24 protein-coding genes are annotated in these 26,012 nt (G+C 59.2%); 7 read left to right on the top strand and 17 right to left on the bottom strand.

The window, feature by feature from the left end; all coding sequences use genetic code 11:
- Window positions 1–67 precede the first annotated feature (67 nt).
- From ASD36_RS10930 to ASD36_RS10895, 8 genes are all read right to left on the bottom strand, one after another.
- Complete coding sequence (locus tag ASD36_RS10930) at window positions 68–1,504, bottom strand: MFS transporter (protein WP_060510238.1); 1,437 nt, start codon at window positions 1,502–1,504, stop codon at window positions 68–70.
- The gene (locus ASD36_RS10925; protein WP_060510235.1) at window positions 1,501–1,722 is read right to left on the bottom strand and encodes a hypothetical protein; all 222 of its coding nucleotides are present in this window, start codon (window positions 1,720–1,722) and stop codon (window positions 1,501–1,503) included. The genes ASD36_RS10930 and ASD36_RS10925 overlap by 4 nt, the downstream gene beginning before the upstream one ends.
- An 84-nt stretch (window positions 1,723–1,806) precedes the next feature.
- The gene (locus tag ASD36_RS10920) at window positions 1,807–2,832 is read right to left on the bottom strand and encodes an aliphatic sulfonate ABC transporter substrate-binding protein (protein ID WP_060510233.1); all 1,026 of its coding nucleotides are present in this window, start codon (window positions 2,830–2,832) and stop codon (window positions 1,807–1,809) included.
- 35 nt (window positions 2,833–2,867) lie between these two features.
- Complete coding sequence (locus ASD36_RS10915) at window positions 2,868–3,731, bottom strand: ABC transporter permease (RefSeq protein WP_082562740.1); 864 nt, start codon at window positions 3,729–3,731, stop codon at window positions 2,868–2,870.
- Between the two features lie 35 nt (window positions 3,732–3,766).
- Window positions 3,767–4,603: an ABC transporter ATP-binding protein gene (locus ASD36_RS10910; protein WP_060510231.1), complete on the bottom strand. Its 837-nt coding sequence runs from the start codon at window positions 4,601–4,603 to the stop codon at window positions 3,767–3,769.
- Window positions 4,604–4,622: 19 nt separating this feature from the next.
- Window positions 4,623–4,949, bottom strand: a complete 327-nt coding sequence (locus tag ASD36_RS10905) for a ferredoxin family protein (RefSeq protein WP_060510229.1) — start codon at window positions 4,947–4,949, stop codon at window positions 4,623–4,625.
- Complete coding sequence (locus tag ASD36_RS10900; RefSeq protein ID WP_060510227.1) at window positions 4,949–6,586, bottom strand: FAD-binding protein; 1,638 nt, start codon at window positions 6,584–6,586, stop codon at window positions 4,949–4,951. The genes ASD36_RS10905 and ASD36_RS10900 overlap by 1 nt, the downstream gene beginning before the upstream one ends.
- Before the next feature lie 68 nt (window positions 6,587–6,654).
- Complete coding sequence (locus ASD36_RS10895) at window positions 6,655–7,239, bottom strand: thioredoxin family protein (protein WP_060510226.1); 585 nt, start codon at window positions 7,237–7,239, stop codon at window positions 6,655–6,657.
- A gap of 340 nt (window positions 7,240–7,579) precedes the next feature.
- On the opposite strand from ASD36_RS10895, the gene ASD36_RS10890 reads away from it, so the two are divergent.
- A complete protein-coding gene (locus ASD36_RS10890) occupies window positions 7,580–8,485 on the top strand; it encodes a S1C family serine protease (protein ID WP_060510224.1) in 906 nt (301 codons plus the stop codon).
- A 118-nt stretch (window positions 8,486–8,603) separates the two neighbouring features.
- Here ASD36_RS10890 and ASD36_RS10885 read toward each other — a convergent pair whose 3' ends face one another.
- The 4 genes from ASD36_RS10885 to ASD36_RS10870 form a co-directional block, all read right to left on the bottom strand.
- Complete coding sequence (locus tag ASD36_RS10885; RefSeq protein ID WP_060510222.1) at window positions 8,604–9,485, bottom strand: aldose 1-epimerase; 882 nt, start codon at window positions 9,483–9,485, stop codon at window positions 8,604–8,606.
- Between the two features lie 7 nt (window positions 9,486–9,492).
- On the bottom strand, window positions 9,493–10,443 hold the full coding sequence (gene araH, locus ASD36_RS10880; protein ID WP_060510220.1) for an L-arabinose ABC transporter permease AraH: 951 nt from the start codon (window positions 10,441–10,443) through the stop codon (window positions 9,493–9,495).
- A complete protein-coding gene (gene araG / locus ASD36_RS10875) occupies window positions 10,440–11,972 on the bottom strand; it encodes an L-arabinose ABC transporter ATP-binding protein AraG (protein WP_060510218.1) in 1,533 nt (510 codons plus the stop codon). Before araG ends, araH begins: the two co-directional genes overlap by 4 nt.
- Window positions 11,973–12,039: 67 nt before the next feature.
- Window positions 12,040–13,023: an arabinose ABC transporter substrate-binding protein gene (locus ASD36_RS10870; RefSeq protein WP_060510216.1), complete on the bottom strand. Its 984-nt coding sequence runs from the start codon at window positions 13,021–13,023 to the stop codon at window positions 12,040–12,042.
- Window positions 13,024–13,228: 205 nt separating this feature from the next.
- Here ASD36_RS10870 and ASD36_RS10865 point away from each other — a divergent pair, with 205 nt between their 5' ends.
- The 6 genes from ASD36_RS10865 to ASD36_RS10840 all read left to right on the top strand — a co-directional run bounded on the left by ASD36_RS10865 (window position 13,229) and on the right by ASD36_RS10840 (window position 19,674).
- Window positions 13,229–14,005, top strand: coding sequence for a FadR/GntR family transcriptional regulator (locus ASD36_RS10865; protein WP_082562739.1), 777 nt, complete (start codon window positions 13,229–13,231; stop codon window positions 14,003–14,005).
- A gap of 76 nt (window positions 14,006–14,081) precedes the next feature.
- Entirely contained in the window at window positions 14,082–15,230 is a 1,149-nt protein-coding gene (gene dgoD, locus ASD36_RS10860; RefSeq protein WP_060510214.1) for a galactonate dehydratase, read from the top strand.
- Window positions 15,231–15,245: 15 nt separating this feature from the next.
- Window positions 15,246–16,025, top strand: a complete 780-nt coding sequence (locus ASD36_RS10855) for an SDR family oxidoreductase (protein ID WP_060510212.1) — start codon at window positions 15,246–15,248, stop codon at window positions 16,023–16,025.
- A 205-nt stretch (window positions 16,026–16,230) separates the two neighbouring features.
- Window positions 16,231–17,946: an L-arabinonate dehydratase gene (gene araD, locus ASD36_RS10850; protein WP_060510210.1), complete on the top strand. Its 1,716-nt coding sequence runs from the start codon at window positions 16,231–16,233 to the stop codon at window positions 17,944–17,946.
- A 10-nt stretch (window positions 17,947–17,956) separates the two neighbouring features.
- Window positions 17,957–18,862, top strand: coding sequence for a dihydrodipicolinate synthase family protein (locus ASD36_RS10845; protein WP_244489786.1), 906 nt, complete (start codon window positions 17,957–17,959; stop codon window positions 18,860–18,862).
- A gap of 92 nt (window positions 18,863–18,954) precedes the next feature.
- On the top strand, window positions 18,955–19,674 hold the full coding sequence (locus ASD36_RS10840; RefSeq protein WP_060510206.1) for a FadR/GntR family transcriptional regulator: 720 nt from the start codon (window positions 18,955–18,957) through the stop codon (window positions 19,672–19,674).
- A gap of 190 nt (window positions 19,675–19,864) precedes the next feature.
- Here ASD36_RS10840 and ugpC read toward each other — a convergent pair whose 3' ends face one another.
- The 5 genes from ugpC to ASD36_RS10815 form a co-directional block, all read right to left on the bottom strand.
- A complete protein-coding gene (ugpC, locus tag ASD36_RS10835; protein ID WP_060510204.1) occupies window positions 19,865–20,947 on the bottom strand; it encodes a sn-glycerol-3-phosphate ABC transporter ATP-binding protein UgpC in 1,083 nt (360 codons plus the stop codon).
- A gap of 1 nt (window position 20,948) precedes the next feature.
- Complete coding sequence (locus ASD36_RS10830; protein WP_060510201.1) at window positions 20,949–22,877, bottom strand: glycoside hydrolase family 127 protein; 1,929 nt, start codon at window positions 22,875–22,877, stop codon at window positions 20,949–20,951.
- 21 nt (window positions 22,878–22,898) lie between these two features.
- Window positions 22,899–23,777: a carbohydrate ABC transporter permease gene (locus tag ASD36_RS10825; RefSeq protein WP_060510199.1), complete on the bottom strand. Its 879-nt coding sequence runs from the start codon at window positions 23,775–23,777 to the stop codon at window positions 22,899–22,901.
- On the bottom strand, window positions 23,774–24,691 hold the full coding sequence (locus tag ASD36_RS10820) for a sugar ABC transporter permease (protein WP_060510195.1): 918 nt from the start codon (window positions 24,689–24,691) through the stop codon (window positions 23,774–23,776). Before ASD36_RS10820 ends, ASD36_RS10825 begins: the two co-directional genes overlap by 4 nt.
- Window positions 24,692–24,766: 75 nt before the next feature.
- Window positions 24,767–26,005: a sugar ABC transporter substrate-binding protein gene (locus tag ASD36_RS10815; protein ID WP_060510193.1), complete on the bottom strand. Its 1,239-nt coding sequence runs from the start codon at window positions 26,003–26,005 to the stop codon at window positions 24,767–24,769.
- Window positions 26,006–26,012: the final 7 nt, after the last annotated feature.

The following is a 26,012-nucleotide window of genomic DNA, read 5'->3' as shown; positions in this document are numbered from 1 at the left end:
ACAATGGCTGGCTTAGGGGCCGAAAGAATGGAAGACTGCTGGCGATTTGCAGCCAGCGGCTCTCCGTTCATTTCGGTGAGTGCCCCGACACCTCGGCACCGGCGTTATGCTGGAGGCTGAAAAATCTGAGCGACGCAATCAGTCCTATCGCCCCAATCGCGACGAACGACCATCGGAAATCCGCAAGCGCCAGAACCACGTCCCCGCGCAGATGTTGCGACATGCTGAGAACCGCAGCGGCAACGGCAACGCCGAGAACCATGGCAAACTGCTGCAGCATGCTCGACAGCGTCGATGCCGAGCTGCGTTGTGCCGGCGTAATGTCGGCAAAGCCCAGCGTGTTCAATGCGGTAAACTGCATGGATCGGGATAGACCTGCGATAAACAGGAGTGCGTAGATTGCCAAGTCAGGTGTCGCGGGCGACAGGATGGCGCAGGCGGCAATGGAGGCCGAAGCAATTACGCCATTGAAGACAAGGATCGTTCGAAAACCGAACCGTCGTAGAAGCGGCGTCGTGACCGATTTCATCGCCAGGTTTCCGGCGAAATAGACCAGGATATATGTCCCGGTCGCAATCGCATCGAGGCCGAAACCAACCTGGAAAAGCAAAGGAATCAGAAACGGCATGGCGTTGATCGCAAGCCGCGACGCGGTTCCGGCCGACAGGGTCGAAAACGCGAAGGTCGGGATGGCGAAGGGAGAAAGGTCGAGCAGCGGATTGTTGGTTCTGCGAAAATGACGGACGGCCCATGCCGAAAAGGCGAGGCCTGCGGCCAGCAGGGCAGCGACCTGAGTGGCCGGCATTGCCCCGTGAACGAAACTCTCCAATCCTGCGAGCAAGAGCGTGAGACCGAGCGCCGATAGCACGAAACCGGCGATATCAAGCCTGGCTGTATCCTCCTCCTTCTGCTGCGGCACGAAATGCCAGACAAGCGCAAGGCCGATCATCCCGATCGGGATATTGATGAAAAAGTTCCAATGCCAACTTGCATAGGTGGTGATGACGCTACCAAGCACTGGCCCGATGACAGGAGCAATCAGGGCGGGCCAGGTGATCAATGCGACGGCATTGACGAGGTCGCGTTTCGGCGCGTTCCGTAGCACGATCATGCGCCCGATCGGGTTCATCAATGCGCTGCCAAACCCCTGGACCGCGCGAGCGGCAATGAACTCCGCAAGTGTGTCCGACAATCCGCAGAACAGGGATGCGACCGCGAAGATCGCAATCGCCGCCATAAAGACATTACGGGCGCCATACCGGCTTCCCAGCCAGCCGGAAAGCGGAATGAAGGCCGCCATCGTCAGCATGTAGACCGTCAAGCCGATACTCATGGCCACCGGTTGCACGCCGAAGGACTGCGCCATCTGCGGCAGGGAGGTGACGACGATCGTTGCATCCAGCATCTGCATGAAGAAAGAGACAGCAACCACAAAGGCCACAAGCCTTGATTGGCTTGACGAATGCTGTATCTCGACGCTTTCAGCTGCATTGACCATTGTCATTGGTTAGCCTCGTGCGCGGCGGTGGGCAAGCGTTCAGGCAGGTAAAGATGCCGAACCGCGGGGAGTGTACCGGAGACGCCAAGCAGGAACGTGCCGGCGGCAAGGACCTCGGCTATCCAGTCCCAGGAAAAACTGACGCATTGGGCAATGGAAAAAACAATGAAGTTGCGGCTCGCGGGCGCTGGCATCAGCCGCTGGTCGAAAGGAATTGCTGTCATTTCAGTCTTGAAGCATTGAGGGTCATCAAACGACCGCCGGGCAGCGGGATAACGCTAGCCCGGCGGTCTTAAAGCATAGACGGATTACTGGTTGGAATCGACTTCCTTATAGGCTGCGTCGAGATAGCTGGTGTCAATCCAGGTGTCGTAGTCTACCGAGCCTTTGAGCAGCTTCGCTTCCGCCATGAAAGCCTCTTCATCCTGCAATGCCTTGATGGCTTCCGGGGTGATGCGGGGATCCTGATAGAATTTTCCATCGGCATAGGTGTTGCGGACCGACTTTTCCGATGTCTTGGTTTCATCGACGAAAATTTTGATTGTATCTTCGGGATGGGCATCAGCCCAACGCGCCAGCTGGATATCAACCTTCAAAAGGCGCTTAACGAGATCTGGATACTTCTTGGCAAATTCGCCGTTCACCGAAATGATAAAGGGCGCAGACCATTCCGGATATTTGTTGCTGTCGAGGATGACACGGGCTTCGCCCTTTTCGACCAGCTTCGACGTCGAATTGTCGGATTCGACGACAGCATCGACATCGCCCCGGATCAGTGAAGGCCCGGATGCAGCAAAGTCGAGGTTGAGCGGTTCAACATCATCCGTGGTCAATCCTACGGTCTTCAGCGCTTTCGAGAATACCGAATGGCGAACCGTGCCGGCCAGAAAGGCGACCTTCTTGCCTTTCAGATCTGCAACCGTCTTGATCGGCGAATCCGGTTTGACGATGATCGTGGTCGACGAATTCTTGGTGAAGCTCGACAGGCCGATGGCCTTGACGTCGGCACCAAGGGCTGCGGCACGCAGGGCCGGGTTGTTGCCGGTGTAGGTTACTTCGATTGCCCCGGTCGCGAGCGCGGTCAAGGCCTCGGAGCCACCATTCGTGAAGGCTACCAGCTCGACCTTGATGCCATCCTTGGCAAATTCCTTTTCAAATGCGCCGTCATGGCGGCCCAGAATGAACTTCAGATGGCCCGGTGCGGTGGTGCCGATCCGGATCACGTCCGGCTTGTCTTCGGCAAACGCTGCGCCTGAGAGCAGGGAAGCGCCGAAAAAGGTGAGGGCTATGCCCTTCAAAAGGTTCCGGCGCAGGCGGGTGAATGTGTTGGTCATGGTCGTCCTTTGGCGGTTGTGTGTCGAACAGGGGATTAATGGGGGGAGGATTCCGATGGGCTCTTCCAGCCGGTCGCCCAGCGCTCGAACCACACCAGCAGGTAGTTCACGATCAGGCCAATGAAGGTCATCGTCAGGATGCCGGCATACATATCGGCCGTTTCCATCATCAGCTGGGAGTTCTGGATGAGGTAGCCAAGTCCGGATTTGGCCGCGAGCATCTCGGCGCCGATCACCGCGAAGATGGAAGATTTCACTGCAAGCCGGGCGCCTGCGACGATGTGCGGAATGCTGGCCGGCAGGATGACCTTTCGGAAAAGGTCCAGATCGGAGGTGCCCATCGACCGGGCAGCCTTCAACAGAAGTGGATCAACCGACTTCACGCCGGCGATGGTGTTGATCAAAAGGAAGAAGATCGATGAGTAGAACGTGATGGCGATCTTGGAAGCCTCGCCGATGCCGAGCAGGAGAATGAAGACCGGCAGCAACGCGAACTGCGACGTGTTGCGCAGGGTCTGCACGAGAAGGTCCGAAACCTTCTCGAACGTCGAATATCGCCCCATCAGGAACCCAAGCGGGATCGCCACCACAAGGGCGAGTGCAAAGCCGATGAAGGCGCGTTGCAGGCTGATGCCGATATTGGCCGACAGCGTGCCATCCAGCAGCATGGCGTACCAGGCGGTCAGCACTTCGCTGAGCGGTGGAAAGAAGAGCGGGCTCAGCCAGCCAAGGCGCGGGGCGATTTCCCAAAACACGAAGAATATGATCAGCAATGGGAGTCCGTAGCCGAACGTGCCCAGATGAAGCCTGCGGCTCTTTCGGCGTGCCGGAGCTGCCTTGTCGCGAGACCGTGGTGCCACTGCAGGCACGAAGCCGGATTTATCGGTTACAAAAGCCATCTTGGCCTCCCATTATTTTAAGCAGCGTGCGGTCTTCAAGCGGCGTAGGCGGGTGAAAGAGCCCAGTCTTTCTGCGCCTTGTTCACTTCGTCCCGCAGCGCCTCCCAGACGCGGCCGCGATGGCCGTTGAATTCAGTGCTGGAGCGGATATCGCCGTCGCGCGGGCGCGGCAGATCGATATCGATAATCTCCTTCACGCGCCCCGGGCGCGCCGTCATCACCACGATCCGGTCGGCGAGATAGATGGCCTCGTCAATGGAGTGGGTGACAAAGACGACAGTCGTGTTGATCTTTTCCCAGATGCGTAGCAGTTCACTCTGGAGGATCTCGCGGGTCTGGGCATCAAGGGCCGCAAAGGGCTCGTCCATCAGCAAAACTTCAGGATCGGCCGCCAGCGCCCGGGCGATGGCGACGCGCTGCTGCATGCCCCCGGACAGCTGGTTGGGGAACCTGTCCTCGAAGCCCGAAAGGCCGAAGAGCGAGAGGAAATAACGCGCCTTGTCGGTGCGCTCGCGCTTGGTGGCACCGCGCACTTCCAGCGCATATTCGATATTGGCGAGCGCCGTGCGCCAGGGAAACAGGGCATATTGCTGGAAGACGTAGCCTGTCTTCGGATCGGGCTTGGTAATGACCTTGCCGTCGATCTCGACCGTGCCGCGGGTTGCTTGCGTGAGCCCGCCGATAATGTCCAGCAGGACGGACTTGCCGCTGCCACTCGGGCCGACAAGCGTGATGAACTCACCCTTGCGGATCGTGAGATCGACCCCGTCGAGAACCGTAACGCTATCGGAGGGCTGGCCATCGATGGTAACAAACTGGCCAGGCTTCAACTGGAATGTCTTGTGGACATCGGTAACGGTGATGCGGTCCATATCTTGATCTCCTTCGATCTCAAACTTGAGCGACGCGGATGCGGTGTGTCGGATCGAATTGCGTGCCGCCGGGTTTGCCACGCTTCCAGCCGAGCGCACGGGAATAGCTGCCAAACAGGTCGCGCTCATCGATCTCCGCCTCGGTGATGGCGATTGGTCCATCGGCATATTCGGCCACGTAGAGCGCATCTGTCGGGCAATAGATTTCGCACAGGAAGCATGTCTGGCAGTCATCCTGCCGGGCGATCACTGGCACGCCGCCGGTCTTGTCGAAGACATTGGCCGGGCAGACCTTGACGCAGATGTCACATTCGATGCAGCGGTTCCCGGAAATCACCTCGATCATCACGCAAGCTCCTTGCCGTGCTGTAGGGGAGGGGAGCCTTCAACGCGGATATCATCGACGCCGCTGACAAGAATGGGACGCGTGAAAGCGGGATCGCTTGTTTTGAAGTCAGCGCGCCGATGCATGCCACGGCTTTCCTGACGTGCAAGAGCGGCGTTCACCGACCAGCGGCCGGTTGCGGCAATTGCTGCGGCTTCGCGGCTCCGGTAACGATCGACGCCGGTACCGGCCAGATGATGGCGGACGTCATGCCAAAGCGTGTCGAGCGTCAAGCGGCTTATCTCCAGACGATTGCCATCGCGGAAATAGTTCTTCTCGAGCGGCAGGACTTCCGCCTGCACGGCAGCAACGACATCTCTTGCCGTGAGACCGGGTTTTGTCGTGCCAGTCGGCCGTAGGCCGGCTTCACCGAGAGGTTTGGAGGCCGAGCGAAAAGCCGACCGTTGTTCATGCCGCCTGGCAAATTGCGACGCGCCCTGACCAGACCACCAGCCGCTGGCAATAGCCCAGGAGGAATTGACCGCTCCGCCGCCCGAGACGGCGCCGGTCATGTTCTCGCGGCTTGCAGCATCACCGGCCACATAGAGACCGGGTACGTCCGTGCCGCAGTCGGCGGTGGCAACGCGAATTCCGCCGGTACCGCGCACAGTGCCCTCCGCCTTGAAGGTGACGCGGAACAAATCCTTGAACGGATTGATACCCATACGGGAATACGGCACGAAACAGTTGGGCTGCCCTTGGCGCAGCCAGTCCTGCAATGCGGGTTCCGCCTGATCGAGGCGTGCATAGACCGGTGCTTCGATCATCGCCCGGGCGATTTCCTTTTCGCGTTCGCCGATACCGTTGCGCAGGGGCTCGCCGTCGCTGTTGATGATCTCTGCGCCACCCTCGCGATAGAAGGTCGCCCAGCGGAACGGCAAGCCCTTGTTGAGCGAAGAGCCATGCGGCGCCAGCGTATATTTGCCGGTGAATTCCATGCCGGAGAGCGTTGCCCCCGCCTCCGCGGCCATGAGATAGCCGTCTCCGGTCAGGCCCGTGGCACCGAGAATTCGCTCGTGAAAGGCGCAGCCGCCGGTCGCGAGCACCACAGCGCTCGCATCGACGCGCCAGTCACGATGTCGCTGGCGATCCACACCGGCGGCCCCGGTCACGGTTTCGCCGTTGGACAGAAGTTCAAGCGCCGGATGCTGATCGAGAACGGTGACGCCGGCAAGAAGTACACGGCGGCGCATGAAGGCCATGTAGTCCGGCCCCCGAAGATTGGCGATGTAGAGTTTGCCGTCGTCCTCGCTCGGAAACGGGTAACCCCATTCGACGAGCTTCAGGAGATTTTCATAGGCCCGATCGACACAGCGCAGCATCCAACGAGGGTCAGCCAACCCGGCGGTGCGCTGCCATCGCCGTTCAACGATCTGGGCGCGGTCCTCGCCTGGGGCAACGCACCAAGTTCCGGTATTGGACGGCGCAGTGGCTCCGCTGGTGCCAAGATATCCTTTGTCGGCCAGCACGACCTTGGCGCCATTCTCCGCTGCAGCGAGCGCTGCCCACGCCCCCGAAGGGCCACCCCCGATCACGAGAACGTCGGCTTCCAGTTGAAGGCGGTCGGATCCGCTCGGATCTGTTTGTTTTGACGACATTCCGTCTCTCGTACACACTTGGGGAAGGCGGAGGCGGACCATGCCGCCGCTTGCGGAAAACGGATGCCTCAGGCAGCCGATGACCAGGACGGTTCGTTGCCCGGTTCCCATTTGATGTTGCAACCGATCGAAGGAATTTGGTTGGCTGCCGGGCGGGCGCCGGAGATGACTGCATCCACTGCCGCGCGCAGATCAGCGCCGGTGACATCCTTGCCGTTGCCCGGCCGCGCGTCGTCAAACTGACCGTGATAGGCGAGCTTGCGATCGGCATCGAACAGGAAAAAATCAGGCGTGCATGCGGCGCCATAGGCCTTGGCGACATCCTGCGAAGCGTCCTTCAGGTAGGGGAAGGTATAGCCATGGTTCTCAACTTCTTCACCGAGGCGCGACAGGCTTTCTTCCGGATGTGCGGCTGCATCATTGCTGTTGATTGCAATGATCTGCAGCCCTTTGCTTTCGTATTCCCGTCCAAATTTTGCGAATTCCTCACGCAGCAGGACCACAAACGGACAGCGATTGGAAATAAAGGCAACGAGCAGCGCCGGCTTGCCGGCAAAATCGGCCAACTGATGGATGCGGCCATGGGCGTCCGGCAGTGCGAAGCCTGCAGCCTCGACGCCGATCTCGATGGGGTTGGATTGAGTTTTTGGCATAGATTCTCTCAAAGCTGAGTTCGATGTTGCAATAACTTTTAGTCTATAGATTTTATATTCTTTGTAGCGGGCAATTTTCCTTTCTGACTGGCTGATAGCGAATGATTTTTCTGCAGATAACGCATCCGGCGTCCGCATAGTGCCAATCAACGGCAAAACAGGATCCTCATTCCCGGTCTTGCGTGATCTTCGTACTTTCAAAAATTGAGGTGCCAGCGGAGGCGCCGATATACCCCGCATTGGAGTGTGTTTCCGGTATAACCGCTTCCTCAACCTTGCGGGATGCCATCAGCGTTCCCACCTAAAAGGGAGCTACGATGCACTTCTGCCGAGATCGAAAATGGACATAAACTCAGTCACGCGTTCAATGGTTGGCATTCGCACTTCCATTCCTGATGATGCTTTCACGGCCGGGTCGCTCGGCACGGTTCGCGAAGGCAGTGGCGTAATTATTCGCGAAGACGGTCTGGTTCTAACAATTGGCTACTTGATCACCGAGGCAGAAGAAGTCTGGCTTACAACCGCGGACGGAACAGTCGTACCCGGTCATGCGCTCGCCTATGATCAGGAGACAGGTCTCGGTCTGGTTCAACCGCTCGGCGCGCTGGGTGGCCCGGCCATCGCGCTCGGCGACGCTTCAAAAACACGTGTCGGCGACCCTGTTGTCTTTGTAGACGGGTTTGGGCGGTCGTTGCCGACCAAGATTGTCGCAAAGCGGGAGTTTGCCGGATATTGGGAATATCTGCTGGACGAGGCAATCTTTGTCTCACCTGCCCATCCGTCATGGGGAGGTGCCGCAGTCGCTGATGAAGATGGCAGGCTGCTGGGCATCGGTTCGCTGAAGCTGGTGATGAGCCGGAACGGGACCACGTCCGACATTAACATGGCTGTGCCGGTCAACCTGCTTCCGCCCATTCTCGACGATTTGCTGACTTTGGGACGAGTGAACAAGCCGGCACGCCCCTGGCTTGGTGCTTTCACCGCGGAAAGCAACGGCGACGTGGTTGTCATGAGTGTTGCTGCTGGCGGACCTGCTGCGCAGGCAGGACTGCAGGGGGGCGATATTATCGCGGAAGTACGCGATGGAGAGATTACCGGCCTTGCGGATTTCTACCGTCAAGTCTGGAAGAGTGGCCAGGCAGGATCGGAAATTCCTGTCAGGATACTGCGCGACGGCCGCGAGGCTTGGCTGCGCGTCAAATCTGCTGATCGCGACAGTTTCTTGAAGAAGCCGCAGCTGCAGTAGATTTGGTCTCGGCTAGAGAGCAGCGTGAATGCCCATCAAATAGAGTGAAATCAGATGTTTGTACGCTTGAGACCAGGCAGCGCTACTTCGTGATCACCACCTCTGCTGTCCGAAGCCCTCAACCCGGAAGCACCGCCGGACGCAGAACGATACTGCCACTGAGGCTTCGACCCTGCTCCAGCGTTACCAACCCTGAGCCTGCTGGCATATTGTGGGCATTGGGCAGATGCGTCATGGGCTCAAAGCAGAAAAAATCGGCGTCGGCATCCGGCGAATAGATCATGAAGCAGTCGAATGGGCCGTCGGTGGTGACGGTGAGACCCAGACCGTGCTCGGGCCAGTCTATTCGTGCTTCTCCACACCAGCCGTCATACGCATTGTTCAGCCAATGCGGGGGAAGGGTTCTCGCATCCGCGAAGTCCAAGTGGTTGGGGATCGAGGTGGGCGCATCAGGCAAGTGTCCGCTACGCTCGGTCCAAAATCGCGTTGCCTTTGCCATCAACCGGGTTTGCGGCGTACGCGGGAAGAAGGGGTGAAAACCCAGTCCGAATGGTAGTGGATCATGGGACGTGTTGGTGACCGTCAGCCCCAGTGTCAACGCATCCCCATCCAGCAGGACGGTCTGTACGGCGTTATAGGCGTAGGGGGTTGACGGGTTTTGATGGTGGACATAGCCCAGTACCACGTTGCAGCTGGACTGCGACAGGACTTCCCACTCGGCCAGCCAGCCGTCTCCGTGCAGGCAACAGGGGTCGGCGGTATTGGGTTGCATCGAAAACCGCTTGCTGCCGAAATCGAAGACGTTCGCCTCAATCCGGTTGCCGTAGGGCACAAGCGGGAAGCTGGCCTCCGCGCCGAACCGGCGTGACGCAAGCCCCGCCGTCGGCGTTGGTGTCAGGAAGGGTGTTCCGCGATACATTCCAGACAGAAGCGAGCCGCCGAAGCGGCTCACGTCTACCGAGAGATCACCATTCCGCAGATGCAGAACGTCTTCGCCCATCCGCGTCTCAGCCGCGCCGGCCGGCGGCCACGGAGCGCAAATTATCGAGGAGAACCGCGAGCAGCAGGATCAGTCCGCGCACCACATATTGGTAGAAGGCCTGAATATTCAGAAGGTTCATGACGTTTTCGGCAATGCCCATGATCAGCACGCCAACAATGACGCCAGCCATCGCGGCGCGGCCGCCTGCAAGCGAAACACCGCCGAGAACGCAGGCTGAAATCACCGAGAGTTCAAGGCCAGTCGCGGCATTCGGTTGACCCGAGGTGATTCGGGACGCAAGCAGCACACCGGCGATGCCACAGACCAGGCCCTGTAGCATGAAAATCCAGATGCGCATGCGGACGACATTGACACCGGCCAGCCGCGACGCCTCCGGATTGCCACCGATTGCCAGTGTATTTTTACCGAAGACAGTCCGGTTCAGCAGAAAGCCGAAGGCAACAAAGAGTATGCCCATGACCCAGATCGGTGTCGGCACACCGAGGAATTTTGACAGTGCCAGTTGGTAGAAACCGGGGTCGTTGATGCCGACGGCGCGGCCGTCGGATGAGATCAATGCTAGGCCGCGAACGATCTGCATGGTCGCCAATGTGGTGATCAGCGCGTTGATGCGGAAACGGGCAATCACCACACCATTGACCAGGCCGACGAAGCTGCCGCAAACCAGTGCTGCAAGCAGACCGAGAACGATTGATCCGGTGGCATTCGAGGCCATGACCGCAACCATGCCGGAAAACGCCACTGTCGAGCCGACCGAAAGATCGAAGTCGCGGGAGGCGAGGCAGAACATCATGGTGCAGGCAACGATGCCGATGGTGACGACCGACTGCAGCAAGCCAAGCATGTTGCGCTCGGTCAGAAAGTTGGGAACCGTCAGCGAAACGATCGCGAAGGCGAGGGCGAAGATGACGACCAGTCCCTGTTCGCCGAGAAGGAGTTTTTTCAAGGATGTCATCGGCTCTGTACCTGTTGAAGAGGAAGTTCAGCGACGTTCGAAACGTCCGGCAGCGCGGCGGCGAGTATCCGCCGTTCATCGAAATCCGGGCGTTCGATCTCGGCGGCCATGCGGCCTTCGCACATGACGATGATCCGGTCGGTTATGCCCATGATCTCCGGCAACTCGCTGGATATGACGATGATCGCCATGCCCTGTGCAGCAAGGTCATAGAGGATTTCGTAGATTTCCGACTTGGCGCCAACGTCGATACCGCGCGTCGGTTCGTCGATCAGCAAAACCTTGACGCCCTGCTCGGAAAGCCAGCGGCCGAGGATGACCTTCTGCTGGTTACCGCCGGACAGGTTGATGATGTCCTGTTTACGGGACGGCGTGCGCACGCGCAGCTTGGCGATGAAGGTTTCGGCCAGCTCGACTTCCTTCTTCGGGTTGAGGATGCCGAAGGGGGAAAAATGACGGCGCGAGGAAATCGCCATGTTTTCCTCGATGGACCGGCCCTGAATGATGCCGTCCAGCTTGCGATCCTCCGGACACAAAACGACACCGGCGCGGATCGAGTGCGCGGGACTGTCGGCTGTGACAGTTTCTCCGTCCACCGCGACCGTGCCTTGTGTCCTTGAGTCCGCGCCATAAAGGAGCCGGGCCATTTCGCTGCGACCAGCACCGATGAGGCCAAAAAATCCGAGGATTTCGCCTTTCCGGACGCTGAAATTAATCGGCTGGGGCAGTTTGGGACCGGCAAGATTGTCAACCTGCAGCCGCGTGGCCCCTAGAGGGCGGGACCGCCATCCCCAGATATTGGCAATCTCGCGCCCGACCATCTCGGCGATGATCTGATCGCGCGTTACCTCAGAAATATCCGGATGGTGGGCGGCGAGTTTGCCATCGCGCAGCACCGACAAGCTATCGCAGAGGCGAAAGATTTCATCGAGACGGTGCGAGACATAGAGAATGACCGTGCCGTTTGCCCGCAGCCGGTCGATCAGCGAAAAGAGAATTTCGCTTTCCCGGGAAGACAGGGATGAGGTTGGTTCGTCGAGCGCGATGACACGCGCATCAACCATGACGGCCTTGGCAATCTCGACCATCTGGCGTTCGCCGATGGACAGTGACGCGACCTTGGCAGCCGGATCGACTTCGATGCCCATCTCGGTGAGTTTTTCAGCCACGACACCAATCAGCTTGCGCCGGTTGAGCACACCGGCCCGGGCAGGGAAACGGCCGAGCCAGAGGTTCTCGGCAACGGTCAGTTCGGCGACCAGTTGCAGTTCCTGATGGATGACGATCACACCGGCCTGAAAGGCATCGCGAACGGACTTGTAGACCTGCTGTTCGCCGGCGATGCGGATTTCGCCGGCATCCGCAGCCTGATCGCCGGACAGGATGCGGATCAGGGTGGATTTTCCGGCGCCGTTTTCACCCATCAGGCCATGCACGGTCCCTTTCCGGACGGAAAAAGAGACATCGGACAAAGCCTGAACCCCTGGATAGCCTTTTGATATAGCTTTGAATTCGAGAAAGTCTTGCATGAGCGGCGCTCCGAATAGGGGCGCCCGGCGGCTGAAGGCCGCCGGGCGTTTTTCGTTGATGCGACGATTACTCGATACCAAGTTCCTTGCGGACCGCTTCATAATTGTCGCGCAGTGCCACCTGGCCGGCCGTCAGGATCAGCTTTTCCGGCTCCTTGCCATCGGCAACCCAGTCGTACATGTTGAGCGCAGTCTCATAGCCGTGACGCTTCGGCGAGATGATGATCGTGCCGAAAAAGCCGGTGGCCGTTGGCTTCTTGAACTCGTTGATCGCTGAATCCGCACCGCCGATGCCGACGCCGATCATGCTGTCAGCCGTAATGCCGACAGTTTCAGTGGCGCGCACGGCGCCGAGAACGGCTTCGTCATTGAGGCCAACCGCGACCCATTTCTTGATATTGGCATTCTTATTGAGAACGACAGTCGATGCGTTGAGTGCCGCTTCCGTATCTGTCTTTGCCTGGGGTGCATCAAAGATGTTGGCTTCCGGGAAGCCATTGGCCTTCAACACCGAAAGAGCACCTTCGATACGATCGACGGCCGTCGGAAGCTGATCATAGGAAACGCGGATCGCGCCGACTTCGCTCATGTTCCAGCCGCGCTTCTTGATCTCGTCAACGATCGACTGACCGACCGCTTCGCCGATTTTAGTGGCAGAAATGCCCATGTGCGGCACGTCTTCGATCGGGCTGCCATCGGCGTTGACCAGGCGATCGTCAACCGTCATCAGCTTGAGATCGTTGGCCGCAGCCTTGGCAATGATGCCGGGGCCGAGCTTGACATCAGGCGTGCAGATGATGAAGCCCTGCGCACCCTGTGCGCCAAGGTTGTCGATTGCCGATTGAACCTTCTCGCCGTCTTCTGCGCCGATCTTGACGAGCGTGAAGCCCTTCTCCTTGGCTGCGACTTCCGCGAATTTCCATTCGTCCTGGAACCAGGGCTCTTCAGGCTGCTTGACGATAAAGCCGATTTTCACATCGGCAGCAAAGGCCGACGTAGCAGCGAAAACGGCGACAGTGCCAGCCAGGATGGCTGCTTTTAAAAAGCGCATGGTCTCTCTCCCTAAATCAAACTGCTCCCTGCAGTGATCATTTGTGTATGATGAAACATCATACTGGTCAATTGCTTTTGTATGATGATTGAAATATCTATGTATGATATTGAGAATGAGCGTGACGGACCGTTCGCAGCGGTCGCCATGCAATTCAAACTGCGATATGCATCGCCAAAGGCGTGTTGAGCGTGCTGCGGCGGGGATGGAGATGCCGGTGGAAGGACAACAGGATCAATCAGTGGACGAGGCCGGCAACACGGTTGTCCGGCGGCCGCGCGTCCAGAAGAATGTGACGAGGGCTATCGCCGCGGACATCTGTGCCGATATTTTCTCGGCTGGCGATTTCCTTCCAACAGAGAACGACCTGTGCGACCGTTACGGCGTCAGCCGCACGGTCATCCGCGAATCGCTGAAGATTCTCGAATCGAAAGGACTGGTGCGCGGGCGTTCCCGCGTCGGTACTGTCGTCTGCCGCAAGGACGAGTGGAATATCCTCGACCAGCAGGTGCTGGAATGGATCGGTCCCCGAATCTTTGAATTCGATCTCTTGAACTGCATCCTGGAAGCGCGCCGGGCGATCGAGCCGGCTGCGGCGGAACTGGCTGCCGAACGCGCGACGGTCCAGGAGATTGCCGATGTCGAACGCGCCTGGCTTGAGATGCGCGACGCGGAAGGCGATATCGAGCGTTTTACCAAGGCGGACGTTGCATTCCACACAAGTCTTCTGAAGGCCAGCCACAATCAGGTATTCCTGCAATTGTCGAGCATCATTCAGGTCGCATTGGAATTCTCGCTGCATGCTTCCAACGAGGTGGTGGATAGGCGCGACGAGGCTGTCGACATACACCGGCAGCTGGTCGAGGCACTGCGCATGCGTGACACGGCGGCCGCCCGCAACTGCTCTCTCCAGTTGCTGTCCCTGGCCGCGCGCGACCTTGCCGTCGCCGTAAAGAAGCACCAGCCGCAAGCCTCTTCATAACTGTCCGTTATATCGGCGCCATGGCCGCTTCGATTCTGACGGACCAACACTTCTCTTCGACACAGGACCTTCGCTGATGAAGATCACCAAACTGACCACCTATATCGTTCCGCCGCGCTGGCTGTTTCTCAAAGTCGAAACAGATGAGGGCGTCGTCGGCTGGGGCGAGCCGGTGGTCGAGGGCCGTGCCCTGACGGTACAAGCTGCCGTTCACGAGTTGGAAGATTATCTGATCGGCAAGGATCCGTTCCTGATTGAAGATCACTGGAACGTCCTCTATCGCGGTGGCTTCTATCGCGGCGGCGCCGTGCATATGAGCGCCATTTCCGGCATCGACCAGGCGCTCTGGGATATCAAGGGCAAGGCGCTCGGCCAATCCATCCATTCGCTGCTCGGCGGCCAGGTTCGTGACAAGATCAAGGTCTATTCCTGGATCGGTGGCGATCGCCCGGCTGACGTTGCCAACAATGCCAGGGACGTGGTTGCCCGCGGTTTCAAGGCGATCAAGCTGAACGGCTGCGAGGAAATGCAGATCGTCGATAGCTACGACAAGGTTGAAAAAGCTGTTCAGACCATCGCCACCATCCGCGAGGCGGTCGGCCCCTATATTGGCATCGGCGTCGATTTCCACGGCCGGGTTCACAAGCCGATGGCTAAGGTGCTGGCCAAGGAACTCGATCCTTACAAGCTCATGTTCATCGAGGAGCCGGTTCTGTCAGAGAACAAGGAGGCCCTGCGCGATATCGTCAATCATACCTCGACGCCGATAGCGCTTGGGGAGCGGCTGTATTCGCGCTGGGATTTCAAGCAGGTTCTGTCGGATGGCTTCGTCGATATCATCCAGCCGGACCTCTCCCATGCCGGCGGCATCACGGAATGCCGCAAGATCGCGGCGATGGCGGAGGCCTATGATGTGGCGCTGGCGCCGCATTGCCCGCTTGGACCGATTGCCCTTGCCGCCTGCCTGCAGATCGATGCCGTCAGCTACAATGCCTTCATCCAGGAGCAGAGCCTCGGCATCCACTACAACAAGAGCAACGATATTCTGGATTACATCTCCAACAAGGAGGTCTTCCAGTATGCCGACGGTTTCGTCTCGATCCCGCAGGGGCCGGGTCTCGGTATCGAGGTTGATGAGGCCTATGTGATCGAACGGGCCAAGGAAGGTCATCGCTGGCGCAACCCGATCTGGCGCCATGAAGATGGCAGCTTTGCCGAGTGGTAATGGGGGAGTAATGCAATGACGGACCGGCTCAAGGGCAAACGGATCATGATCACCGGCGCGGCGCAAGGCATTGGCCTTGCGATCGCCCGCGCCTGCGTCAAGGAAGGCGCAAGCCTGTTTCTCGTCGACCTCGATGCCGGCTTGCTGGAGACGGAAGCAAAGGCATTGCAGGCCTATGGCGCCGCCATCGGCTACGCCGTCGCGAGCATCACGGATACAGCAGCAATTTCTGCGGCCGTCGACCGTGCAGGAACCGAGATCGGCTCGATCAATGCGTTGATCAACAATGCCGGCGTCAATGTTTTTCATGAGCCTTTGGAGACCAGCGACGCGGAATGGCAGCGCTGCTTTGATATCAATCTGAAGGGCGCCTGGAATTGTTCGAAGGCCGTGCTTCCGGGGATGATCGGACAGGGCGGTGGCGTGATCCTCAACATCGCCTCGACCCATGCCTTCACGATCATCCCGCACACATTCCCCTATCCCGTGGCGAAGCATGCGCTCCTGGGCATGACCAAGTCGCTCGGCATCGAATACGCGCCCAAGGGCGTTCGCGTAAATGCTCTGGCACCGGGTTATGTGTTGACCCAGAAAGCCACCGAATACTGGAACAGTTTTCCCGACCCCGTGGCTGCCGAAGCAGCTACAATGAAGCTGCATCCCGGCGGCCGTATCGCCACGGCCGATGAGATCGCGCTCGCGGCTCTCTTCATGATCTCCGACGAGTGCCCGTTCATGAACGCCACCTGCCTGACGATCGATGGTGGCCTGAGCGTCCTGCACCACCCCGTCTGAACCGGCACGCTGTATCACCATCTCTGCTGAATTGACCAAGCAACGGCCGCGGGGAGACCTGCGGCCGTTCTCTTTGCGCGCGCCTCACTCTGTAGAAACAAGGTCTCAAACCACGCGACAGGCCGCTTTGCCTGGCCCACATACTTGACGATTAATAACTCCGATTATATGAGAATTTTCATATTCAAAAATCGGAGGAATGCCCATGTCCCGGAAACTGAGATCGCAACATTGGTTCGGAGGATTGGACAAGGACGCGTTCATCCATCGCAGCTGGATGAAGAACAATGGTTTGCCGGATGACGTTTTCGACGGCCGGCCGGTAATCGGCATCTGCAATACCTTTTCCGAACTGACGCCGTGCAACGCCCATTTCCGTGGGCTGGTCGAACAGATTAAGGCCGGGGTACTGGAAGCGGGCGGTCTACCCGTCGAGTTCCCAGTATTCTCCTGCGGTGAATCCAATCTTCGCCCAACAGCCATGCTGTTTCGCAACCTGGCGTCGATGGATGTTGAGGAGGCTATTCGTGGCAATCCGATGGATGGCGTCGTGCTGATGGCGGGCTGCGACAAGACAACGCCGTCGCTGGTCATGGGGGCGGCGTCCTGCGATCTGCCCGCCATCGTCATCTCCGGTGGACCGATGCTGAATGGCCGATTGAAGGGCCGCACCATCGGTTCGGGCACCGACGTCTGGAAATTCTCCGAGGATGTGCGCGCCGGCGTCATGTCGCCAGCCGATTTCATGGCTGCAGAAAGCGCCATGTCACGCTCCCCTGGTCATTGCATGACGATGGGCACCGCCTCCACCATGGCGTCAATGGCCGAGGCCCTCGGGTTGGCGCTTCCCGGAAACGCTGCTTACCCGGCTGTTGATGCGCACCGCGCCCGGCTGGCGCGGCTGACCGGCCGCCGGATCGTCGAGATGGTGGCCGAGGACCTGCGCCCGTCGCAGATCCTGACCCGGCAAGCCTTTGCCAATGCCATCCGCATCAATGGGGCGATCGGCGGCTCGACGAATGCCGTCGTCCATCTCCTGGCGATTGCCGGCCGCATCGGCACGGAGCTGACACTCGACGATTGGGACCGTTTTGGCCGCGATGTGCCGACCATCCTCAACCTCATGCCATCCGGCGCGCATCTGATGGAGGATTTCTGTTACGCAGGTGGACTGCCCGTTGTGATGAAGCAGATCGCCGACATGCTCGATCTGACCTGTATGACGGTGACGGGCAAGAGCGTCGGCGCCAATATCGAAACGGCGGAAAACTACAATTCGGATGTCATCCTGCCACGTGAAAAGGCATTGACCCAGCAAGGCGGCATCGCCGTGTTGCGAGGCAATCTTGCGCCGCAGGGTGCTATTCTGAAGCCTTCCGCCGCAACCGCCAGCCTGATGCAGCATCGTGGCCGGGCCGTCGTCTTCGAAACGATCGACCACTACAAGAGCCTTGTTGACGACCCGGATCTGGATATCGATGAAACCTGCATCATGGTTTTGAAAAATTGCGGGCCCAAGGGGTATCCAGGCATGGCCGAGGTCGGCAACATGGCGCTGCCGCAGAAACTGCTCAAAAAAGGTGTGCGTGACATGGTCCGCATCTCCGACGCCCGGATGTCCGGCACGGCTTTCGGGACGGTCGTGCTGCATGTCGCGCCGGAAGCGGCGGTGGGCGGGGTTCTGGCGCTGGTCGAGAATGGCGATTTTATCGAACTCGACGTCGAAAACCGCAGACTTCACCTCGACGTCGGCGATGCCGAACTGGAGAGAAGGCGGGCCAAATGGACGCCACCTGAACCCGCCATGGCCGGTGGCTACCAGGGCCTTTATGTCGAGCGGGTCATGCAGGCGGATACGGGCGCCGATCTCGATTTCCTCGTCGGTAGCCGCGGTCATGCGGTCCCACGCGACAGCCATTGAGGAGGCGGATGTGAACACGTTCCGGGCGAAGGACCTGCACGGCATCCATGCCATCCTCTATGCGCTATTCGACAGCGATGAAAAACTCGATCGCAACGCCATGCGCCGGCAGGTGGAGCTCTGTCTTGCCAGCGGCGTGCATGGCATGGCAGCGCTTGGTCTTGCCACCGAAGTCTCCAAGCTGAGCGAACACGAGCGGCTGACAGTGATGGATTGGACAGTCGAGGATACGGCCGGCCGTGTGCCGGTTGCGCTGACAATCTTCGGGTCTTCTATCGGGGAGCAGGTTCGTCAGGCTCGCCATGCGGCCAGTGCCGGCGCCGACTGGCTGATCCTGCAGCCGCCAATGGTCGGGCAGTTCGCCGCGCGGGAATATATGCAGTTCTTTGGCCGGGTTGCGGACCAGACCGACCTGCCGGTCGCAATCCAGAATGCGCCTGCCTTGATGGGGCGCGGGTTGTCGGCCATCGATATCCGCGATCTCGTCCAGCAACACCCGAATATTCAACTGGTCAAGGGCGAGGGGCCGGTTGTCGATATCGCAGCTCTCATCGAGGTGACGGATGGAGCTCTTCCGGTCTTCAACGGCAGGGCAGGGTTAGAATTGCCCGATAATCTACGCGCCGGGTGTCGCGGCCTGATCCTGGCACCTGATTGCATCGATTATGCCGTCCGGGTTTACGAGTTCTTCTGCGATGGATGGGAAGACCATGCCGAGGACGATTATCGCCGGATGTTGCCGGCGGTGGTCTTTACCATGCAGGGCATCGAGAACCTTTTGTGCTACGGCAAGCGCCTGTTCGGAGAGCGGGCTGGAATTCCGATCTACGACCGTGCACCAGCGCTTCGTCCAAGCGATGCAGGTCTTGCGATGACAAGGCGCTACGCTGCCGCTCTCGGCGCGTTCGAAACATAAGAGCCAGACTGTTTGTTAGCCCGACGGCAGGTGCAAGTCATCGATGCTTGTCCTATGAAAGGGCTGAACGAAACACGCGAGATGGGGGGCGGATGAAGACCTTTGCAATCGGAGACCGGGGGCTTCCGGCACAAATTGCCGGCGAAATCGGGCGGCGGATCACGCTGGGTGAACTGAAAGTTGGAGAAATCCTGCCGAAGGAAACCGAATTCCTTGCCAATCTGCGGGTGAGTCGGACAACGCTACGGGAGGCGTTGAAAATCCTCTCGACCAAGGGCTTCATTGAGGCAAAGCCGCGCCTTGGCACGCGCGTCAGATCTCCGGAATTCTGGAATACGCTCGATCCGGTCGTGCTCGCCTGGCAGGGAGATGCCGACGATCAGGATGCGCTCGCAGAAGAGTTGTTCGAGATTCGCTCGGCCATCGAGCCGCTGGCCGCCGGTCTTGCCGCGCGTCGCGGCTCTGACGCTGAACATGTGCAGATCAGGACGGCATTTTCGCATATGGCGAAAGAGCATGCGACCGCAGAGGCGGCAATCGAAGCCGACATCAGCTTTCATCTGCAGATCTTCCAGGCCGCCCACAACCGCTTCCTCTTGCCTGTCTCCTCGGTCATCCGCGCAGCGCTAACGATCAGCATTCCAAAGACGCTGAAGTCGTTCGGTGGCCTTCAACACTCGTTGAAAATGCACGAGGCGATTATAGATGCGATCGAGGCCCGCGATGAAACCCGCGCATCCGAAGCAGCGGAACGCCTGATCAGCGCAACCTACCGGCGGAATTTCCCCCCTGGCGACCGGGAAGGGCGATAACCAGTTTCACGCCACGCCACGCCACGCCGCTCACGCTGATCCCGGACAATCCGCGTTGCGAGGAAACAATGGAAACACCTTGGTTCGGGCTTTCATCCGTCACGTTAGTACCCCGGCAATCACAGTGACACGCGTCTTCATGGCTGATATTCGCGTCGGCGCCGCGCAAGGTGCTGTTTGATCGACGGATTCAACAAGCTCCTTTAAGCCGCAGTCCGGCTGCGTCGAAGAAGCGGAGATCATCTGCCTGCCAGCGAAAGTGGAGAATGTCGCCTGCCTCAACCGGCACTGAGGACCGGTACTCGGCCGTCACAGCCTGTCCGTCCTCAAGCTGACAATAGAGAAACTGCGTGCCTCCCAGATACTCGTAGAAATCCACCTTGGCGCGCAGCGTCCCTTCAGTGTCTACAACAACATTCATATGCTCAGGGCGCACGCCGAGCGTCAGTTTACCGCCCGGCGCCATCCGGTTGTCATCAATCTGCACCGCGATCCTGCTATTGCCTATGCGGATTGATCCATCGCCGGTCCATTCCGCATTCAGCAGGTTCATCCGCGGCGAGCCGATGAAGCCGGCGACGAATGTGTTGGCCGGATTTTCGTAGATTTCGCGCGGACTGCCGGTCTGCTCAACCCGGCCGTCACGAAGGACGACGATCATGTCGGCCAGCGTCATCGCCTCCGTCTGGTCATGGGTCACGTAGATCATCGTATTGCCGAGCTCGCGATGAAGGCGCGCGATCTCGATGCGCATCGAGACACGCAATTCGGCGTCCAGATTGGACAGCGGCTCATCGAACAGGAACACGTCCGGTTTGCGCACGATCGCCCGGCCAATCGCCACGCGTTGGCGTTGGCCGCCGGAAAGCTGTCCCGGCCTCCGATCGAGCAGTGGATCGATCTTCAGGATGGCCGAGGCAGCCTTGACGCGGCTGTCGATTTCCGGCTCCGGCAGCCTCGCCATCTTCAGGCCGAACGCCATATTTTCGCGGACGCTCATATGCGGGTAAAGCGCATAGGACTGGAAGACCATGGCGATGCCCCGGTCGGATGGATCGAGATCGGTGACATTGCGCCCCTTGATCTCGATTTCACCATCAGTCACTTCCTCCAGCCCGGCGATCATCCGCAGGAGCGTCGATTTTCCGCAGCCGGACGGACCGACGAAGACCACGAAGGAACCCTCCGTGATCGTCAGGTCGATGCCGTGGATCACCTCGAGATTGCCGAAGCTTTTGCGAATGTCGGTCAGCACCACACCGGTATCAGACATTTTATTCACCGTTCAAATCACCTGCTCTGACCCAGACAAGCATTTCACCCGGGGTCCGGTTGTCCCAGAAGGGATAGGGCACGAAACGCGCCGTCGCCTTTTTGGTTGTTGGCGGTGACGTCCGGTAAAGAGCACTGCCCCAGTCAGCCCGATCCCGTGTGACTGGCATATCGAGCGCGACGGCGCCCCGAAGGTCCGCAAGTTCGGCCGTCCTCCCATTGGAAAGGTCACCCGCCAGCCTGATGCCATTCAGGCCCTCACCGTTGTCCGTCGCCTCGACGCAATAAACCATCGGCCCGCGCATCAGCGCGACGCGCCCGGCATCCTGCCGCACTAGCGGATTGGCAAACAACGCACGCGGCGCCAGCGGGATATCGAGATCGATATGATCGCCTGTCCTCCAGTCCCGCTCGATACGGGCATAACCATCGACCAGCATCGAGGTCAGATCGAGTGTTTCGCCATTGACCTTCAGCGTGGAGCCATCGGCCCATTCCGGGATACGCAGCGAGATCGCAAATCGCACCGCCTTGTCCGCTGTCAGATCGAAGTGGATTGCGCCATCCCAAGGGTAGCGGGTCTTCTGGGCCAGTTCGATCTTGGCCCCGCCGATGTCGAACCGTGCGGTGCTCTCACCATAGAGATGCACCGCGATTTCGTCTTCCGATACGGCATACATGTAGGAACCGATAGACGCGAGAAGACGGGCGATGTTGGGCGGGCAGCAGGGGCAATGGTGCCACACCCAGCGGTGATGCTTGCCACCGCTCTCGAGCGGGTTTTCATAGAAGAACGTCTTGCCGTCGAGTGACAGGCCAGACATGGCGCCATTGTACAGCGCCTGCTCCATGATATCGGCATAGCGCCGGTTGGGGCCGCGCCCAAGCATGCGGTTGGCCCAGAACACCAGGCCAACGGACGCGCAGGTCTCGGCGTAGGCGCTTTCGTTGGGCAAGTCATAGTAATCGGTAAAGCCTTCGTTGGCCGCAGCCGGGCCGATACCCCCGGTCACGTACATCTGCTTGGTCGTCAGGTCATCCCAGAGCGTTTCCAGCGCTGCAGTCAGGCTGTCATCGCTGTACTCCGTGGCGATATCGGCCATGCCGGAGTAAAGATACATGGCACGCACGGCATGCCCAACGACCTTTTTCTGGTCGCGCACCGGCTGGTGCGCCTGACCGTACTCATAGGTCTTCTGATGGAAATCGGCGGCCGAGCGACCGTCCCGGATTGCTTCCTCGGTGAAGAAATGCGGTTCAGTGCCACGCTCGTCGATGAAGAACTTGCAGAGGTCGAGGTATTTTTTCTGGCCTGTCACGCGGGCCAGCTTCACCAGTGCCAGTTCGATTTCTTCGTGGCCGCAATAACCGCGCAGCTGGCCCTCGCCACGGCCGAAGGTCTTGATCAGATAGTCGCAATAGCGGCACATGATATCGAGCAGCTTGCGTTTGCCTGTCGCCTGGAAATAAGCGACCGCCCCCTCGATCAGGTGCCCCGCGCAATAGAGTTCGTGATGGTCGCGCAGGTTTGTCCAGCGGCGGTCGGGCTGAACGCGTTGGAACCAGGCGTTCAGGTAGCCATCTTCGTCCTGCATTTTTTCATACATGTTGATGATCTCGTCGACACGCGCTTCAAGCTTCGGATTCGTCCGGCGATAGAGCGAGTAGGCAACGGTTTCGATGGATTTGCCGAGATCGCTATCCCAAAACATTTGTGTTGTGCCGCCCCAGGCCTGAATCGGAATGACGATGCCGGGGCTGGGTTTGCTGGTATCGATGGCGGTGATCATGCCCGCCTCCACACAGCGGTCGAGCAGTGTTTCGGCCGTGGTGTCGCAGATTGCGTCCTGGCGGTCGCCGAACAGGCCGTGGATATCGACGCTGGGTACGGGCAGGGGACGGAACTGGCGGTCTCTTTTCATCGTGTTCATGGCTTCATCCGTTTCTTGAGATCATTTCACCGCGCCGGCCATCAGCCCGCGCATGTAGTAGCGTTGCAACAGTAGGAAGACGATCAGGCAGGGGATCGTCATGACGGCGACGCCGGCTTGCACCGCGCCCCAGTTCACTGCGCCGAGCCGCCCGGCACGCACTGCCATCATCAGGACGGGCAGCGTGTATTTGTCGTTGCTCGACAACAGGATCAACGCTGCAAGGAACTCGTTCCAGGCGTTGAGGAAGGCGAAGATGGCGACGGTGGCGACGCCCGGCAGGACCAAGGGCAGAAGCACCCGCACGAGCAGCCGCAAATCCCGCGCGCCGTCGATGCGCGCAGCTTCCTCGATTTCCTTTGGGACGGCATCGAAGGCGTTGCGCATCATGAACACCGAGAACGGCAACTGCAGTGTCACGTAGACCAGTGTTAGGCCAAGCAGCGAATTGTTCAGCCCGAGCTTGGCAAGGATGATGAACAGCGGCGTCAGGATCGACTGGAACGGGATCATCAGGGTTGCGATGATCAAAACGAACAGAACATTCTTCAGTGGAAAGCGGTAGCGCGAGAAGCCGTAGCCGGCGAGCAGGCTGACGGCGACGGTCAGCACGACGGTTGCGAGCGAGACCAGCAAGGAGTTGATCGCGTGCTGCCAGATCCCGGCGCCGAACGTGTCGAGCGACTGGTAGGAATCAAGGCTGATCCCGTTCGCCGGCCAAGGCGGCAGTGGCGGCAGGCGCGCTTCCGTTCCGTGGCGGAACGAGGCGAGGAAAGTGATGACGAAAGGCGCCAGGAAGAACAGGCAGATGGCGATGCCGGCCGCATGATAGGCGCTGTTTGCCCTGAAGGTTTTTCTGGCGCGGCGCTGCTTTGAATCGTGGGTTTTTGAAGCATTCATGGCCGTTCCTCACCGACGCGCAGCAGCCAGAGCTGCACGATGCTGATCGCGACCAGGATTGCCAGAAGCGCGATGGAAAGTGCTGCGCCATAGCCCAGATTGAACGATACGAAAGACTGGTTGAAGATGTAGTAGACCACCGAAATCATCCGGTTCTGTGGCCCGCCCGATGTCATGATGTAGAACTGGTCGAAGGCGAGGATCGAACCGGTGACGGAAATGATCAGCGCCAGCGCGATGGTTTTACGCATCAGGGGAAGCGTCACGTGCCGGAAACGCTGCCAGCGTCCGGCGCCGTCGATACGGGCAGCCTCTGTCAGGTCCGCGGGTATGGCCTGCAGGCCGGTCAGCAGAATGATCATGGTGAAACCGGCAATCTTCCAGACGACCATGATGATGATGGTAAGAAAGGCGCTGTCGAAAGTCGCAAGCAGATTGGGGCTTTTGTCCACCCACCCAAGGGCCTTCAGCGCTGGGCCGATAAAGCCGCTGTCGACATTGGCCAGCCATACCCAAAGCAGCGAGGCGGTGGCCAGTCCGATGACGACCGGCAGGAAGATGATGGTGCGGTAAGCGCTTACAAAGCGCCGCTGTTTTTCGACGAAGATCGCCAGCGGAAAGGCGACGGCGAAGATCGCGATGGTGACGATGACCGTATAATAGGCAGTGAACCTCAGCGCCGACATGAAGCGGGCGTCGTGGAACATGCGGACGTAGTTATTGAAGCCGATCCAGCGTGTTCCGCCCATCAGCGGCCAGTTGTGCAGGCTCATCCATCCGGTGAAGATCACTGGCATCACGAAGAAAAGGATGACGAGGGCCATCGCCGGCGCGATATAGAGGAAACCGCGCCAACCCGATCTGCGCCGCCTCTTGCGTCGAGGCAGCAGGGCCTTCGAACCAGTGCCGGTCATTGCGTACGCTCCGCTTGGATTTGGGGAAATTGGCCGGGAGGCGGCTTTTCCTCCCGGCCACAGCAGCCGGGGAGATTACTGGCCGCTGTCGATGATCGATTGCATTTCGCTCTGGGCATCCGAGAAGGCGCCATCGACGTCTTCTCCGAAAATGGCGGCGTTGGTGAAGGTCGCCCATGGGCCATTGGCGCTGTTGATCAGGTCGTTGAACTGCAGCGTATAGGGTGTCTTGGCGACGGAGATGGCCTGGATGCCCACCTGCAGCCGGGGATCGAGGCCCGCCAGAACCTTGTCGGCGATATCGCCGCGTGTCGGCAGGCTGCCGTACTTCGCCATGATCTTCTGGCCGTCCTCGGAATAGATATATTCGAGGAATTCCTTCACCGCAGCGATCCTCGGCGTGCCTTTGGTAATGACGAAGTTGTCGCCACCGGCAAAGGAGGACGTTCCACCGGTGGCGCCGGGGATGAGCGTCACGCCGAAGTTGATATCCGGATGCTCCGTTACGAGCGATCCGATGGCAAAAGCCCCAAGGCTCTGCTGGCCGATCTTACCGTTGGTGAAGGAGAGAAAGTTTGTGCCGTTGTCGCTGGCAGCACCCGCTGGCACAAGATCCTTCTTGACCATGTTGCGATAGATATCGACGGCCTTGCGCATTTCCGGCGTGTCGAGCGTTGCGGTTTTGCTGTCGGCCGACAGGATATCGGTGCCAGACCCCCAGACCAGTGGCGTAAAGGTGAAGATCATGCAGCCGCCACAGCCGCCGCCGGAGAAGTAAAAGCCGTAGGTGTCGTCGCCCAGTGCCCGGATCTTCTCGGCATTGGCGGTGATTTCATCCCAGCTTGCAGGCGCCTTTTCTGGATCCAGGCCAGCTTTTTTGTAGAGATCCTTGTTCCAGGCGAAGACAGATGTCTCGACGGACAGCGGTAGCCCGTAAATGCGGTCCTGGTAGGTGCCGAGCTTGACGTGGGACGGCGATAGGGAATTGAAATAAGGCAGGGACTTTGCCCAGTCCGTGAGGTCTTCCAGTTGACCTGCCGCCGCAAAGGCGGGGTTGTAGATCAGGTCCATGGACAGGGCGTCCGGCGCTTGTCCTCCGGCGATCGCAGTCGCGTATTTCTGAACCAGTTCCGAGAACGGCACCTCGGTCATCGCGACCTGGTTTTCGTGTTTGGAATTATAGGCTTCCACGGTTTTCTTGAAGGCATCGCCGACGCCGGTACGAACCCACATCTCGATTCTTTCGGCGGCCGATGCGCCGGACACCAAGCACAATGTGGCGATGCTGGTCGCTGCCAATAGACGTTTGATCATGACACTC

Source organism: Rhizobium sp. Root1334, from assembly GCF_001426665.1.
GTDB lineage: Bacteria > Pseudomonadota > Alphaproteobacteria > Rhizobiales > Rhizobiaceae > Pararhizobium.
The sequence above is the reverse complement of the archived record's forward strand: the minus strand, read 5'-3'. Positions and strand labels throughout refer to the sequence as shown.